Raw genomic sequence first — 16048 nt, forward strand, 5'->3', positions numbered from 1 at the left:
ATTCATTCATATTCCACACAATAGCCTCACAATCGTGAGGTTTTATTTATTATGGGCTGGGCTACTGATTTACAAGACGCATCATTTCGCGGAGTACAATTTGAATGTACAGCTGCTGCGAATACCTATACAAAATCTGTAGCTGTCAAACAGTCGCCTTATTCTGATGTCGCATCTGTTGAAGATATGGGGAATGACCCGGATGATATCTCACTCACTGCAGTCTTTACCGGGGAAGATTATAAAATAGACAGGGATGCATTAATCACTGCATTAAAAGTCACGGGTGTTGGCGAGTTGATTCACCCGATTGATGGGGTGATGCAAGTGATTGTAGTCAATTTTGGTGATAGTTATGACGCTGAGAATACTGATTATTGTACATTGGACATGAAGTTCTTGCGTTTTAAGCAAGAAGAGAAACTGCTCTTTGTCCCTGTTAAAACGCCAACCATCATTGAGACAGCTGCAATTATTGACACGCCTGCCACAAAACTTCAGTCCTTTCTCGAAAAACTAAAACTTCAAGATAATGACCAACTATTTGCCACCGTCACCATGATTCGTGATGGTCTTGATCAGGCACGCTCGTATCTCGGGTTGGCCAAACAAACCATCGAAGATATTTTATCCCCTGCAACATATCTGGTTGGCTTGGTGGATGATGTTTCCAAGCTGGTGACCTTTGATACAACCATCACTGCCATTTCAAAGTGGCGAGATATTGTCCATCGTATCCAGCGCTTTGAAAAACTATTTCAAAATGCAGACATTCCTGAAATCAAACAGGTTTGGCATTCAACTTATGTTGCTGCTCATATTGCGACAGCCCAGCAGGTCATCCTGACCGTACATCAAGAAATGGCAAGTGACCAGATGCTAAGTTTCACCCCGGTTGACTTGGCTGTTGTTCGGCAAAACACCCGAAAAATCCTACAACAAGCCATTGATATCGAGCGTGAATCATCTTCATTTGAAAGCATTACTCAGATTCAGGTTTATAAAGCACTGGCGGATCAAGTTCATTTACAGATTCAGGCGTTGATTGAGACACGTCCTCCAATCACCTCAATTCAAATTCCTATGGCTTGTACTGTGCATTGGCTTGCTCACTATTTATATGAGGATATGAGCCGATCTGATGAAATCTTGCGACTTAACCCAGATTTAATCAATCCAGCACGGTTGTTGGTGGGTATGGAGTTAACCGTCTATGCAAGATAATCAAGCGATTGAAATCCGTTTAGTGATTGGTGGTTATGAGGTAAGCGACTGGGAGGTTGTTGATGTTGATAATCAAATCGATACGCCTGCTGAAAACTGGAGCCTGACGTTATTTCAAAAGGATGGGCAACTATTACCTAGAAGCATTGCTGGTGGAGCATCGGTTCAACTTTATTATGGTAGTGAACTGATTCTGACATCGATTGCCGATAAGGTTGCTGAAGCAGTGAGTCGCCAAGGTTATGGCCTACAAATTACTGGTCGAGATTTAGCGGGCCAATTGATTGATTGTTCCGTCCCTATTTTTAATGGTCGCCAAGTCACACTGGAAGAACTGATCAATCAATATATTAAAGCCGGTGATTTGGCCTCACTTTTTCAGAAGGTCGCTATTCAGGATAATGCGTGGTTAAAAAATAAAATCTCGGTTGAACCGGGTGAATCTTTATGGGATGCCATTGAGAAAGCTGCACAAGTGACCGGCCAGCATGTTTGGCTGGAGCCTGATGGGACATTGAATATCGGTGATCCGTTTAAGTCTCCTTACCATGTCAAGACCACACTACGTCTGAATAAGCCCAATGACCGACAAAATAATGTGTTGTCACTTGAATATGAGAATGACGTTTCTCGGGTGTTTAGTCAGTTCAAAATCCTGAGTCAGGATACTCAGGCCAATCCGTTGTTGTCTGAAGCTACAAAGCAGACACCGTATCATTTTAACCGTTTAAAAATTCTGACCTTAAGTGATGTTGAGACTCAAGCAGAAGCAAATACAGCACTCGAAAAAATAAAAAAAGACAATGATTTTGAGTCACATACTTTAACGATGACGGTTGATGGCTGGACGATTGACCAAAAAGTCTGGGCAACGGGTTGGTATCTCAATCTGGAAAGTAATGCATTGACTCATGCGACAGCAAAATGGGCTGTGGTTGGGCGCACCTTAATGCTGGACCGTAAGAATGGGAAAACCACCAAGCTGCTGTTAAAACGTCAGGGTGACTGGGCCAATCCTTTGATCAAGAAGGAGAAGTCAAAATGATGCGGACCGTTGCAAGGCAAGTTCAAAAGGGATTAGGCCAGATACGTCAAACCTTCTTAGGCCGGGTTGCACGTGGTGGCTCCAGATTATTACAGGTGGTTGGTTTTGCCGATGAGACACTTGAAGAAATCGAGCTGTTTCAACATGTCGGTTTTAGTTCACATATTCCAGAAGATGCACGTGTGGTGTTGCTTCCTCTCGCAGGGAAAACGGCTCGTTCCATTATCATAGCGACGACTGATGGCCTTGTAAGCGTCGATGCTGCGGAAGGTGAAACCTGTATTTACGATCAATTTGGTCATTCCATTCTACTGCATGAGAACGGCATCAAATTAAAAGGAAACACCGAGGTAGATGGTGAATTACACGTTACGAAAAACATTAAATCTGACGCTGAGGTCTCGGATAAAACCAGTTCCATGGCGCAAATGCGTGTTGTTTATAACATACACGTTCATGGTAATAGCCCACAGCCATCGGAAAAAATGGAGTAATCAATATGGCAATTATCAATTTAGAAACAAAAGATTATGTCCTGACCAGTTTGGATGCTGCCTTTCATGATGATGTGGTGCAGTCGGTGTGCTTACGCCTGAATATCCATCGGGGTAAATATTGGAAGGACCCGAATTTAGGCAGTCGCTTCTATCTTCTAAAACGCTCCAAAGATGTGCCTCGTATGTTGCAGATTATTAAACAGTATGCTGAAGAAGCCTTAGCAGATTTAGTCCCGACTCGTCTTGACTCCCTGGTTGTCACTGCCACACAAAAGGTGCAAAGCCGGGTGGATTTGAATATTGATATTACTCGACTGACGGGTGAAAAAATAACGATTTACTATTTTGTCCCGGTTGGAGAATAAACAATGAGTTATCCAATTCCAACGTTTCAACAATCACACCAGCTCATTGTTCAAGAGATTCGTAATAAAACTGGAATCAGTATTCCGGCAGATTCCGATGCATCTATTCGTGCTGATGGTACAGCGTCCATTGTTGAGGGCTTATATCATCATCAAAGCTATATATTAAAGCAGCTCTTTATTCAGACTGCCGATGAGCCTTTTCTTTATATTCATGCAGAAGAACTGGACCTCCCTCGACATGGTGGAACACGTGCATCCGGTCGAATCAAGGCCACCAGTAATACGGATATCACCATTGCTGCCGGGGCAAAACTCACCAATGGAAAAGGTTACTACTGGTCTGTGGTGACATCGTCACAAGTTAAAACTGGTGTGCCCACTACGATTGAGATTGTGGCGGATCAAATCGGTGGGTCATGGAATGTGTCTACTGAAAAGTTGCTTTGGGTTAGTCCGGCTGCTGGTTTAAATGGTACTGCGGAAGTTATTTCAATCGGCGGTGGTTCTGATCAGGAAGAACTGGAGGCTTGGCGTGCACGCTTGCTTGAGCGTAAGCAGCTTGGCTTTTTTCGTGACCGTGAGGCTGATCTCATCTCGGCCATTAAGAAAGTCCCCGGTGTCCAGCATGTTTATGTTTATCCCAAACGTCGTGGATTAGGGTCTCTTGATGTTGCCATTACAGCAATTGGCACGCCACCCGTATTACCCAGCACCACACTACTGCAGGCTGTGCAAGCGGTACTGGATGCTGAAGCTGGTTTCTGGGCCGACTGCCGTGCCTATGCGCCAAATGAACAATATTTAGATGTCACAGCAACGATCACAGGTCAGGATATTGATGTCCCTCTGGTTGAAAAAACGATCCGTGATTATTTCTTGGAGCTTCAACCGGCAGATGCATTTTTACCTGCAGTACTCGTGTCCAGAATCATGGCTTTATCGAATGTTGTGGACGTAAAGTTAACACCTGATACGAATGTTGTGCCAACGGTGAACTGGATGTACACCTATTGGCTTCGTGCAGGCAAGATTGTGGTGGTCTAATGACATTACAGCAAGTGACTACGCTCTATGCACAAATCTTACGCCAACTGTTACCTGTTGGTGGATATGACACATCACCACAGACCACTGCAGCCATCGATATTTATGCACATGCCCAATTGCTGGCACAGGCAGATTTGGATGCTCAACGTATCTTAAATGTGTTGTCGGAAATTCCTGAAGAACTCATTGATGAGTATGAAACAGAATATGGTCTGCCTCTTAAATGTACCATCAATTCAAGTCTGAGTATGGAGGAGCGATTACAGTTACTGCAATGGGTTAAACAGACTAGAAATGTCATCAATCAAAGTTATTTAGAGCAACTACTGGCATTTTTTAAATTAAATTTTGTCAGCATCATGAAATACCGGCCAATGCAGTGTACCAGCGCTTGTACTGCACCGGTTAATACGGAACAACTGCGTTATAAAGTATTGCTGATACTTGCTGAACCACTTGCTGCCGATATTCATTGCATTATTGAAAATTACTTACCTGCTTACTTGCGTATTGACCTACAAACGCTTGGTCTTAGTTACCAGACGTCTAAACCATATGCTCTGGAACACACGGAAGAACTGTCGTCACGTAGTGTACATGCATCCGATATCGCGACCCTTATTGAACGTGAAGATCAGTCGGAAAAACTGACCACTTCTCTAAATGTTGAAAATGCGCAATTAAAAATGCTGATCAAAGAGTTCACCGTTGATCGTGAACATCTTGCATCCAGCTTCCATATCAGTAGCTCAACATTAATAAGTCTTGATTTCAAAGAGCCAATGAAGGTGCTGGATGCTTTAAGCAGCAATATGAATATCGAAAAATTAACCCTTAAAACGCTGGTTATCGTCAACAGCTTACAACCCGAACCGTTATCGACATCATTCAGTGTAGATGATGCCATTTTAGGAACAGAACCAAATGAAACTTGAAACTAAATTACAAGTGGGTGGCCGTTTTAAATTCACGGTACGCCAGCAGACTACCCATGAAATTACCCGGTCATCAGGCTGGTTTGACAATATAGTGCTGGACCAAGGGCTAGATATCATGGCTACAAAGTCTTGGTTCCAATCCTGTAAAGTTGGCCGTGGCAATAGTGAGCCACAAGCCACACAAACGCAACTGGATCAATTTTTTGCAGTTTCATCTACATTATTTTCAAGCGAGTATGGTGCAGCGCAAGAAGCCCCATATTTCTTTTTTAGCCGAAAAACATACCGATTTGCAGCAGGTGTGTTTGACAATACCATTTTGTCTGAAGTTGCGATTGGTCATGATACCGTCAATCAAGGAAATGGAATCTGGAATCGTGCTTTGATTCGAGATGATGCTGGACAGCCCACGACCATTACGGTACTGAAGGATGAATATCTGGATGTGACCTGTGAAGTACGTGTTTATCCCAATACTGCAGATGTAGCAGGTAGCTTTAATTTATACGATAGAGATAATCAATTGATCTCAACCCATACAACGCTAACACGGCCAATGCAAGTGACCAATAGTGTGGCTGAATTAGGCAGTGGTGTTGCGGTGAAGTCAACGGCAACGGCAGCAACACTCTGGACGGGGGAAATCGCGGAGATCACCTCCGCCCCACAAGGTCAGATTCTGAATAGTCTTGGGACTGGTGCGAGTAGTTACAATTTCTTAGATTATGTGTCCGGGTCGCACAAAGCGACGTTTCAATGGGAAATCCCATTGAATTATGGAAATGCACGAGACATTCAGAGTATCTCATTACGAAGTAACCTCGGTTCTTATCAAACAGAAGTCAATCCACCTTTACGAAAATCGGATCGTCAGGTCCTGATACTCAATTTAACCGTGACATGGTCGCGCTATGCAGGTAATGACTGATGATGCCAGATCATGCTTTATCGACGGTTCCTGTGGCCAGTGAGTTTATGACACCAGCCCGTACAGATTCATTGACAGACTATGAATATGGTGGTGTGGGACTGGGTGACCTCTCACAGGGTCTCTATGCCAAGCTCTGGACATGTTTTTATGCAGATGGTGCGATTCAGGCTAAGCATGATGATGTCGTTGAGCATTTAATCGTGGTTGAGAATGTCACTGCACTCAGTTTTGCTTTTGACCGCAATATGCGCCCGATGGTTGCCTATATTGCAGCAGGTCAATGCTATTTATGGTGGTATGACTCACTGGTTGCCAATCAAGTCACCAGTAATCTTGGGGCGACTCTTGAGTACCCTCAACTGGCGCTCGATGACCGTCGTGACTCCCAATCCGGTAATGCAGATGTGATTTTCGCTTATATCAAAGACCATAAAACCTATATCCGTTTACAACGGGAACGTTTTCGTATTGAACATGAATTAGCACAAGCCAGTCGCTTAATTCAGATTGGTATGATGAAGAACAATCGCTTTGGTTTTGCACTCTATACATGGAATAAACAATGAAACGAATTGATACGGTCAATGCCCGTCCAGATTTATTCGGCAAAGGTAAATCTGGCTTTCACGACAATGCTGACTTAAATGGACAGGATGCAACTTATTTAAGTCCGAGTTGGTTAAACGTCATTCAAGAAGAATTAGCGAATATTCTGGAATTGAACGGTATTACGCTTGATCCTGAAAAACGCGATCAACTCTATCAATTGCTGGTGACTTATCCTTATATAGAAGAGTTAATCCAAGCAATTGAAGATCGCTTTAAAGTCGAGGCAGAATTAAGCCAGCTGGCGCTTGATGAACTGCAAGCACAAATCACTGCTTTACTGAACCATGTCACCTATCCAAGAATTATCGCTTCAGGCGTTTTCTATTATGATGGTAGTGAAACTGGTGGCGTTGTCACCATGATTGCAGCAACAGATGGCTGGACGACGAATAATGATAGAATTAAAGCGCCATCGATCTATAATTTGACCGACCGCAATTTAGGTATTTATCTCAGTCCTGAAGCTGCAAATGAGTCTACGAACTTTGAACGTGGTATCGATACCTTTAAGCCGAAAATTTATAACCGATCTGGTCAGAATCGAGTTGGTTATTCAGGTCAAGTTGGTTTTCAGGTCATTCAACATCGGGACCCAAATGCGATATCTGTAGATGGAGATTATCCAGTAGGATTATACAGTTTCGTTCTTCAAGCCGGTGAATCGAAAATCTTTACTCTGGTTGGCGCTGGTGGCGGTGGCGGAGCTTCACGACGATCGAATAGTTCTGGCTACCCGTTAGCAAATGGACAAGCAGGTTCAGATGTCATCCTTAAAGTGAATGGTGTCAATATTGCTGTCGTACATGGCGGTGGTGGTGGTACTCAAGGGGTTTGGAGTAATGGCTCTGCCTATACAAATGGGCAAGCTGGCGTTGTTGGTGAGATTGAAATCCTCGGTGCCTTTGATAGTTACTTGCCGACTCAAGGTAAAATTGGGAATGAAACCAGAGAAGACCACTCCGGTGGTGCATCAGTCAGTCCTATCGGCTTATTTGGTAAAGGTGGTTCTGGTGCCGAAGGTGTTGGTGATGAAGGTTGGTCATTTGGTGGTGGTGGAGCTTCAGGCTCAGTACTTCAGGTTCAATATACCAATAATAGTACCGGTAATCAGACGATTACTCTAATTGTTGGTCATGGTGGAGCTGGAGGTCAAAAAGGAGGCTTTGATTCTGATATTGTGGGTGGAGCAGGCTCTGATGGTTTTGCGCGAATTACCTCGCCATAATTGAAATGGTTTTGCAGGGTGTGCAACGAGATTGTGAGGCAATTATCTCAAAAAACCGCTGAATTTATCTCGTCGCGCATCAAATAGCAGCAAACAAGCTATAGGATACAGAGGAAAGATTTTAGTTGTTATGACTAATCATTCTAAATATCCCTCAAGGGAAGATACTACAGGGCTTTGGGTTACTGAGCTTACCCATTTCTATGATGTTGCACTTAAAGCAGGATATGAGATGGATTTTGTAAGTCCTCAAGGTGGTTTCGTACCACTGGACGAGCGTAGTCAAAAATGGATTTATATGGATAAAGAAGCACGAGCCCATCTAGCTGATAAATCTTTTATGTCGCGACTTAGTAACACACTGAAGCCAAGTGATGTTAAAGCTTCTGACTATAAAGCAATCTACTTTACTGGTGGCCATGGTGTGATGTGGGATTTTCCTAATAATCCTGAGTTAACTGATTTAAGTGAAAAAATTTACCATCAAGGCGGTATTGTTTCAGCAGTATGTCATGGTGTTGCAGGACTATTAGCCTTAAAAGATGAACAAGGGCAGCCGTTGATTTCTAATCGTACGGTGACTGGATTTTCCAATATGGAAGAATCTTTATCTGGCATGAAAAAACAAGTACCTTTTTTTCTAGAAGATAGTTTAAAAGCGAAAGGCGCTACTTATAAACGTGGTTTCTTTCCATTTACTTCTTATGTCATTGTTGATGATAGAATTATTACAGGACAAAATCCCCAGTCACCAAGAGAGGTCGGGGAAGAAGTAGTTAAAAGATTGAGTACAATTAAATAGAATAAATTTTATACTTAAAGCTAGAGATAATCTCTAGCTTTTTTATTATAAACAAGAAAATAGGAACTTTTAAATAATTTATTTTAAAACTAAAAGTGATTAAATTAACAGCTTCTACCAGTCCTTGTGTTCCTCTATTGTGCGGTTGGATAGTTGGAAGTTTCCATATACATGGTTGCTTGATTTTGATGTAGCCTGTGAATCAAAAGAAAGATACTTCAATTAATATTTAAAATATTACTAAGTGTTGAAACGGTGTAATAATTGCTTAATAAGTTCTTTACTTAGACCGAACATACTATGTGCATATCCATAATATTTAGGTAAGCCATCTTCTATAGGTGAGATAGCACGGTGGTAAAATTCATGTAGACTTAGTTCTGGCAGAGATGATGGATCTTTAAAATTAAGAGCAGGGATAAAAGCTAAGTCATGCTTAACATAGGACTTAAGATAACCATAAACTGGTTTTTGGCATTGAAGGCATATTCCTCTATTAAGCGCTGGAGGTAGACGGAATTTCTTAAATTCAATTGATTGAGCTCTTATACTAACATCTTTTTTCCATGCTACAACTACATCTGCATAAGGTGCTTTATAGACATTTTGGCAGATTAAACAATGGCAAATAAACCGCATGATCACTGGACCATTAAGCACCAATTCATTTTGTTGGCATGAACATGAAATTTCGAGACTCATAAATATTCCTTTAAATTTTAATTTTAAAACTAGCAAAGTGTTGGTATATCAATGGGGGAATAAATACACCAACTACTTATTGAATGGTATTACAAGGGGAGGCCTCTTAATTCTTTGCGTAGAATTTTACCTGACAGCGATTTCGGAATGGCTTCGATAAAATCTACTATTCGAATACGTTTATGAGGTGCTACTTTCCCTGCAACAAAAGACATGATTTCCTCTTTGCTGATTTTTGAATTTCGCTGAAGAACTATGAAAGCACGAGGAATCTCACCCGCACTTTCATCAGGATGTGCAACGACTGCAACGTCGGCAACTGCTGGATGAGTTAATAATAATGCTTCAAGTTCAGCGGGTGGAACCTGATAACCCTTATATTTAATAAGCTCTTTTAAACGATCTACCACATAGACTTCGCCTTGAGGGCCAACTTCAACAATATCGCCCGTATGTAGATAACCATCGGTTGTAATTGTTGCGTCAGTAGCTTCTTGATTATTTAAATAGCCCACCATGACATTTGGGCCCTTAATCAGCATTTCACCTGCCTGTGTTCGCCCATTTGGAACTTTTTCAATTAGATTACCAGTTTGGGGATCGATGACCTTGAAGCTAATATTAGGAATGGCGAAGCCAATTGAACCTATTGGAATATCAGGATTGTCGAGTGGTGTGACATGCGATACAGGACTTAATTCCGTCATTCCAAAACCTTGTAATAAAACAGCAGGAATTTGTGCTGTTAAAGCCGCACCAAGTGCTTCATCCATTGGTGCAGCACCACAAATAATCGTACGGATACTAGATAAATCATATTCTTTCACTAATGGGTGTTTAGTTAAAGCAACTGCAATCGGCGGTGCAATATATATGCTGGAGCATTTTTCATTCTGAATCAGTTCAATAAAAGGCTTTAAATCAAACTTTGGTAAAATAACCAATTTACCTCGCTGTCGTAATGTCAGATTCATAATGACGTTCATGCCATAGATATGAAAAAAGGGCAGTACAGCGAGTACTGTATCATCTTGACGTATTGGTAATACTGATGAGCATTGGGCAATATTTGCAACTAAATTACGGTGTGTGAGCATGACACCCTTCGCTTTACCAGTCGTTCCGGAGGAATAGGGTAAGGCTGCAAGTTGAAGAGCTGTCTCCACAAAATCTTCAGGTGGTTTATAATTTTGAGAAATAAGCTCTGAAATGGATAAGTAGTTTTCTGTATGTCCAATTACTATGACTTGTTCATGGCTAAGACCAGCATCAATAACTCCAGCAACAGCATTTTCTAAAAACATTGAAGTGGTGATACAGAGCTTTGCCTCTGAATCTTTGATCTGGCTACTAATCTCTGCTGGGCTATATAAAACATTTAGTGTCGTGACTGTTGCCCCAGCACGTAAAATAGCATGAAAAGTAATTACAAAATCCGCACTATTGGGAGCATGTAGAGCAATAACATCACCCTGCTTGATTCCTCTTGCTCTAAAGCCTCCTGCTAAGGCATCGATTCTTTGTCGTAATTGACCATAAGAGATTTTCTGCATACCATCAATTACGGCAATACGATCAAGTTCTTCTTCTTTAAGGGAGTTAAAAATATAGTCATATATTGAACCAGTTGGAATTTTGACTTCTGGATAGGTACTGTAATAAATCATAATGCGGTAATCTTAAATAAGAAGCCAAAATTAAGCTCGAAAAGCATCGACAAAAATTTTAAGCATTTTTGTGACACTTGGTTTTATACTGAATTGGGTAAGTTTCTGAGCTGTGTCCTTGGCTGAGCGAGCAGTCACAAACCATGCGGGTTTTGGAGAAAACGCAATTTCACCATTAATGAATGAGCGAGGGAAAGGACGGAATGGTCCCCAGATCACACTTCTTTCAGTTCTCTCGACTAAATGGGAGTTATGAACAATACCAATCCCACTACCAACATTTTCTAATGTGTTTCCTGCAAAAGCCCCCCACGAAAGTGATGGTATAAGAAAACCAATTGCACTCCAGACATTGATACCGATTGTTCCATAGCGTAAGTCAGCTAAAGAATTTTCAAATGCTGATCCCATTGATTTAAGGTCATGTGGAGAAACAATAATACTTGCGCCTAAACTGCCATCTAGCTCATTGTTGGCAAAATCAACGGCGTTACGAAAAAAACTAATGCCAGTACCATCAAGAGCAATATGTCCCAACACTGGAGCAAAGTATTCTGTAGTAAAAAGTTCTTTGGAGGTTTGCTCATTTATTTCGATTAGCATCGTATCATTGCGTCGCTTAGCATTTGGATAAGCTATTTGAGCGGCTGCCAGTTTTGCTTCTGAGCCGGGATACCATGTGGGCCTTTTAGATGCTTTCTCAAGTTCTTCTAAAACAATTGCCAAAAACTCGTCTTTCTGTTCCCATTCTTTACTTAGGATAATGGCCTGCCCAGCGATACAGTTATGGCCTCCATTATGAGTCCTTTGGGTCACTACATTTTCAGCCTGATAGCGAAGGTCTGCTTTTGACCATTTCCCTGGCAAGATAATAATCGGGGATACTCCACCAAGTTCACTCGTAATTGGTTTATTAAGTATGGGGCGACCAATTTTTGTGGTTGTTGACCCCCAAACAATTTTATCGTGTGTTAAAGCACTCCCAGTAATATGTATATGCTTAATGTCCAGATGGTCTGTTAAATAAGCACCTGTTTCAGCACCACCATTCACAATACGTAATAAATTCGCTTCAATCAGAGGTGAAAAAGCTTGTTTATAAACATCTAACAGTGAAGCAAAAGTTGGATTCAACTTCAGAATGGTTGCACGATTATGAGCCACCAATTCATACAGCATATCTAAAGGTCCAATGGCACTAATATTTCCTGCACCTAGCACCAATCCAACACCACCATTTTGGCCTAAACGCTTAGCACCTAAACCCGCATTAGCTCTTGCTTCTGCCTCAGATATATTTGGTTCTAACCAAAGATCTGCTCGAAATCCATGAAATAAATTAAGCTCATAGAAGTTGGTAGGTAACATTTTAAACTTAATACGATTATTGGGTGCTTTACTGGCTTTAATTCCGTCTAATGGTGATTTACCTTTAGCAAGTTTTTCTAAACTATCAATAACAGCTGCGAAGCCTGAAAGTGTGGCATAAGGTCCAGACATCCATTCTTCTCCCTCAGGTGAACCTTTAGGTGTACCTTTCGCTGAAATCGCGGCCTTTGCCCAGTCTTCACTTGCATTAGCAATACTGATATGTGTTTTTTTGAGTAAGGCGATACGTTCTTGTAAATCGAGTTTTGCCCAATTAGCAATCCCATTTGTGAGATTTTTAATCGCTATATCTAATTGTGCTTCGGTTGCAAATCGAATTTCTTTTACGGCGGTAGTCATTATTTTTTCCTTAATGAAATAAAGGAGAGTAAGTTTCAATCCTGAAAATTTACTTTTTGAACTTTTTTATAGCTTCTGTGTATTAACTGTGACCAGCTGGACATTTAATTGCGGTTGCCTGATATTCAGCTTTAATTCCATCCAGACCTTTCTCTACCACATGATCTAGGAGTCGTAGTCCATGATGCTCGACTATTTTTTTGACGGTTGGAATATGAGTAATTTTATTTAATAGTCTTAATGAACCTGACACCACTTCTAACGCAAGAGCAGCAGAGTGGTCCTTAGGGAGCTCTAAATCATTAGGGAAATTATAGCCGGGTAAAGTTTGCAGCATTTCTTCTGATAATAAACGTCGGACAACCGCGGTATGCATTCGTTTAGAAAGAGGAAAAACTTTCATTGTTGATGCTCCTTCAATGACTCCCTGTGTAATTTCTGCCGCTTCTTTACTTTTGCCATAAAGAAATTGGTGCATTCTGGTTTGGATTTGGAACTGTTGTTCGTGTGTTTTCCCTAACAGTTGATTATTAGCTCCCTCAATACGGGCAATCCAGCGCCACATTAATGAAAAACTATCTTCTTCCTCTTTACTTACTTTCCCACCAAAATAACGAATAATATTTACCCTATAAGGCCCAAAAATCTGAGCCGTTGCAGCTGAAGCAACTTGGCTAATCGGCATAGCTGTTGGAAGTTGCCATTGATCTGCATGTAAAATTCCCATACGAATCATGGTATGGAGAAAACGGATACGAACCCATAATTCCCAGCTGGCACCACCTGGCTTCATCCCTTCAACATCCAATGCGCCAACAAAACCAGTGGCTGTTTCCCAATAACGACGGCGGTAATCTCCACCTTTCGCTAATCGTCCGGTACTACCCATGACTAGTGCCGTTGCTGGATCAATATAAGTAAATGGTAAGCCACCATGCATACCGAATAGCATGCCAATTGGATTGCGAGCTGCCATCTTTGCACCTAACTGCATGGCCTCAAAATCTAGCCATGATGGAATAGTTTCAACATCAGCAAAAAAAGCAATAGCAGCAGAATTTCCTTGGGCCTGTAATTTACGGGCATTGGTATATTTGTCACCCGCCAGCATCTTATTTGCTTTGAGTTCAGCCATAACTGCTTCACAAAGTGGATCGCCGACATGGTTCCAAGCTTCAAGATCAATATCCTTTACATCAAGATATTGTTCAGAACATGGCTGAGAAGCTAATAGTTTTAGCTTCTCAACACGGGCTTCAAGTTCTGGATTCTGTTCAAGTGTGGAGAAATTTAAATTAGTCATTTTGATAACGGTGTTATATCACACGTATAATAAACTTGTAAATGAAATATTATAAGGCTGATTTTTAATGGTAACTTCTTTAATAAAACAACATGATCGTCGTCAAATATTGACGCTTGCTGCTGTTGAGTTGCTTGAAGAAGATGGACCTAATGCTATGACTGCCAGAAAAATTACAACGAAAATAGGCGGAACTAGTATTCTGATATATAGAGAATTTGGGTCTATGACTAATCTTGTTTCTTCTGTAGTTGATTATGGTTTTTTACAGTTATTACAAATACTCCAACAGACCCCAAATACAAATAACATTCTATTAAATATATGGAATGTAACATGTAATGTTCGTGAGTTCGCTTTAGTACATAGGCATCTCTATGCTGTAATGTTTGCAGCAGAAAGTATTGGTGGATACCAGCGTTCAGGTGAAGAGTTGGAACAAGGTATAGAAACACTTAAATTTCTTCATAATCTTTGTTCAGAAGCCGTTAAAGAAAAGGTCTTCACGCAGACAACTCATCATGCAACTCAATTTATTTGGGCAACTATGCATGGTCGTTTAATGTTGGAACTTGCAGGTTATCTTTCAAAAGACAAAGAGCCAATGAAATCTTATAAAGATATTATTACTACAAGTTTAATTGGATTAGGTGCGGAAGCTGACTTGGTAAATCAAGCGATTTCACTTAAGGCATAAGCTAAAAGATATAAATTTTCAACTAACATTAAAGCTTTAATGAATCTTAATAACTAATCTTTATTGTTTAATAGAGGATATATCTTTTTTAGAGACAAAAACTCCTTTTAATAAAAATAGAGAAAAGCATTCACTACTAATTTGTATGGTAAAAGAGAGTTAAAATTATTTAATTTAACTCTCTGATTTTTTTAATTTTTATTTTTTTACTATTAGTGCTAGTTTTCCAACATGTTCACCTTTTTGTAGTAATTCATGAGCTTGGCGTGCTTCTTCTAAATCAAAAGTTTTATACAATAATGGCTTTAATTGCCCTTTTGAAATCAAAGGCCATACTTTTTCCTGAAGAGCCGCCATAACTTCAGCTTTAGCCTCTGCAGATTGCGAGCGAAGAGTCGCACCAGTATGCGTGAGACGTTTTGCTAACATTGGAAAAATATTTACTTTGTCGGCTAGGCCTTTAAGTACACCTATCTGCAATATAACCCCATTCATTGCAGCAACATCATAATTTCGCTGAATATAATCACCAGCAATAATATCTAAGACAAAATCTACCCCTTTGCCATCTGTATGTTTTTTTACTACTTCAACAAAATCATCTTCGTTATAATTTATTGCTACATCAGCACCAATTTTTAAACTTGCTTCTTGATGTTCTTTGCTCGAAACTGTTGTAAAAATTTGAGTAGCTCCAAAAGCTCGAGTTAACATGGTTGCTGTTGTACCAATTCCTGAAGTACCTCCATGAATTAAAATAGAACTATTTGGGCGGAATTTTGCATGTTGGAAAAGATGGGACCAAACTGTCATGAAAGTTTCTAGTAAAATTCCCCCCTCAATTAAAGTCAGGCCTTCAGGAATAAAGAGTACGTTATCTTGATGGGCAACAACATATTCCGCATAGCCTCCACCCTGAACTAACGCACAAACTTCATCACCAGCTTTAAATTTGGTCACTTGCTTGCCAACTTGTTTAACAATTCCAGAAACTTCTAATCCTGGAATATCTGTTACACCAGGGGGCGGGGCATATAAACCTTGACGTTGCATAACATCAGGGCCATTAATTCCTGCAGCTACTACTTCAATTAATATTCCATCCTCTGTCATTTCAGGCATAGCTCTTTCACTAACCGTAATGACTTCAGGACCACCTGCACCGTTAAAAGTAATACATTTCATAAAGTTGTTTCCTTATTAGACGTTGTTTATATAAGAAGGCAGGACTTAGATAGATTTCTCAATCCTGCTTGTGATGAAAA

General features: G+C 40.6%; 14 protein-coding genes and 2 pseudogenes. 11 read left to right on the plus strand and 5 right to left on the minus strand.

The genetic code is table 11. From position 1 onward, the window contains the following. Positions 1 to 51 precede the first annotated feature (51 nt). The 10 genes and pseudogenes from RMB13_RS09085 to RMB13_RS09130 all read left to right on the plus strand — a co-directional run. Complete coding sequence (locus tag RMB13_RS09085; RefSeq protein WP_311085057.1) at positions 52 to 1224, plus strand: DNA circularization N-terminal domain-containing protein; 1173 nt, start codon at positions 52 to 54, stop codon at positions 1222 to 1224. Next, positions 1214 to 2269: a phage baseplate assembly protein gene (locus RMB13_RS09090; protein WP_311085058.1), complete on the plus strand. Its 1056-nt coding sequence runs from the start codon at positions 1214 to 1216 to the stop codon at positions 2267 to 2269. Before RMB13_RS09085 ends, RMB13_RS09090 begins: the two co-directional genes overlap by 11 nt. Next, positions 2266 to 2763 carry a phage baseplate assembly protein gene (locus RMB13_RS09095; RefSeq protein WP_311085059.1) on the plus strand — a complete coding sequence of 166 codons (498 nt, stop codon included), beginning with the start codon at positions 2266 to 2268 and terminating at the stop codon, positions 2761 to 2763. Before RMB13_RS09090 ends, RMB13_RS09095 begins: the two co-directional genes overlap by 4 nt. A 5-nt stretch (positions 2764 to 2768) precedes the next feature. Beyond that, positions 2769 to 3131 (plus strand): phage GP46 family protein, encoded by a 363-nt coding sequence (locus tag RMB13_RS09100; protein ID WP_311085060.1) that lies wholly within the window; start codon positions 2769 to 2771, stop codon positions 3129 to 3131. A 3-nt stretch (positions 3132 to 3134) separates the two neighbouring features. Continuing rightward, positions 3135 to 4178, plus strand: a complete 1044-nt coding sequence (locus RMB13_RS09105) for a baseplate J/gp47 family protein (RefSeq protein ID WP_311085061.1) — start codon at positions 3135 to 3137, stop codon at positions 4176 to 4178. After that, positions 4178 to 4702 (plus strand): annotated as a pseudogene (locus tag RMB13_RS09110) (hypothetical protein); the annotation flags it as partial. The gene RMB13_RS09105 and the pseudogene RMB13_RS09110, both read left to right, overlap by 1 nt. Before the next feature lie 403 nt (positions 4703 to 5105). Continuing rightward, a complete protein-coding gene (locus tag RMB13_RS09115; protein WP_311085062.1) occupies positions 5106 to 6047 on the plus strand; it encodes a hypothetical protein in 942 nt (313 codons plus the stop codon). Further along, positions 6047 to 6616 (plus strand): hypothetical protein, encoded by a 570-nt coding sequence (locus tag RMB13_RS09120; RefSeq protein WP_311085063.1) that lies wholly within the window; start codon positions 6047 to 6049, stop codon positions 6614 to 6616. The genes RMB13_RS09115 and RMB13_RS09120 overlap by 1 nt, the downstream gene beginning before the upstream one ends. Then, positions 6613 to 7884, plus strand: a complete 1272-nt coding sequence (locus tag RMB13_RS09125; protein WP_311085064.1) for a hypothetical protein — start codon at positions 6613 to 6615, stop codon at positions 7882 to 7884. Before RMB13_RS09120 ends, RMB13_RS09125 begins: the two co-directional genes overlap by 4 nt. A gap of 109 nt (positions 7885 to 7993) precedes the next feature. Then, positions 7994 to 8686: pseudogene (locus RMB13_RS09130) on the plus strand (type 1 glutamine amidotransferase domain-containing protein); the annotation flags it as partial. Positions 8687 to 8926: 240 nt separating this feature from the next. On the opposite strand, the gene RMB13_RS09135 reads toward RMB13_RS09130, so the two are convergent. The 4 genes from RMB13_RS09135 to RMB13_RS09150 all read right to left on the minus strand — a co-directional run bounded on the left by RMB13_RS09135 (position 8927) and on the right by RMB13_RS09150 (position 14086). Continuing rightward, positions 8927 to 9388: a GFA family protein gene (locus RMB13_RS09135; protein WP_311085065.1), complete on the minus strand. Its 462-nt coding sequence runs from the start codon at positions 9386 to 9388 to the stop codon at positions 8927 to 8929. Between the two features lie 89 nt (positions 9389 to 9477). Next, the gene (locus tag RMB13_RS09140; RefSeq protein WP_311085066.1) at positions 9478 to 11055 is read right to left on the minus strand and encodes an AMP-binding protein; all 1578 of its coding nucleotides are present in this window, start codon (positions 11053 to 11055) and stop codon (positions 9478 to 9480) included. A 30-nt stretch (positions 11056 to 11085) separates the two neighbouring features. After that, positions 11086 to 12783, minus strand: a complete 1698-nt coding sequence (locus RMB13_RS09145; RefSeq protein WP_311075955.1) for an aldehyde dehydrogenase family protein — start codon at positions 12781 to 12783, stop codon at positions 11086 to 11088. A gap of 82 nt (positions 12784 to 12865) precedes the next feature. Next, positions 12866 to 14086, minus strand: coding sequence for an oxygenase MpaB family protein (locus RMB13_RS09150; protein ID WP_311085067.1), 1221 nt, complete (start codon positions 14084 to 14086; stop codon positions 12866 to 12868). A gap of 67 nt (positions 14087 to 14153) precedes the next feature. On the opposite strand from RMB13_RS09150, the gene RMB13_RS09155 reads away from it, so the two are divergent. After that, complete coding sequence (locus tag RMB13_RS09155) at positions 14154 to 14783, plus strand: TetR/AcrR family transcriptional regulator (RefSeq protein ID WP_311085068.1); 630 nt, start codon at positions 14154 to 14156, stop codon at positions 14781 to 14783. A gap of 198 nt (positions 14784 to 14981) precedes the next feature. Here the strand turns inward: RMB13_RS09155 and RMB13_RS09160 are convergent, their stop codons facing one another. Continuing rightward, complete coding sequence (locus RMB13_RS09160) at positions 14982 to 15968, minus strand: NAD(P)H-quinone oxidoreductase (protein ID WP_311075961.1); 987 nt, start codon at positions 15966 to 15968, stop codon at positions 14982 to 14984. Between the last annotated feature and the right edge of the window lie 80 nt (positions 15969 to 16048).

Source organism: Acinetobacter sp. V102_4 (assembly GCF_031799005.1).
GTDB classification, from domain to species: domain Bacteria; phylum Pseudomonadota; class Gammaproteobacteria; order Pseudomonadales; family Moraxellaceae; genus Acinetobacter; species Acinetobacter calcoaceticus.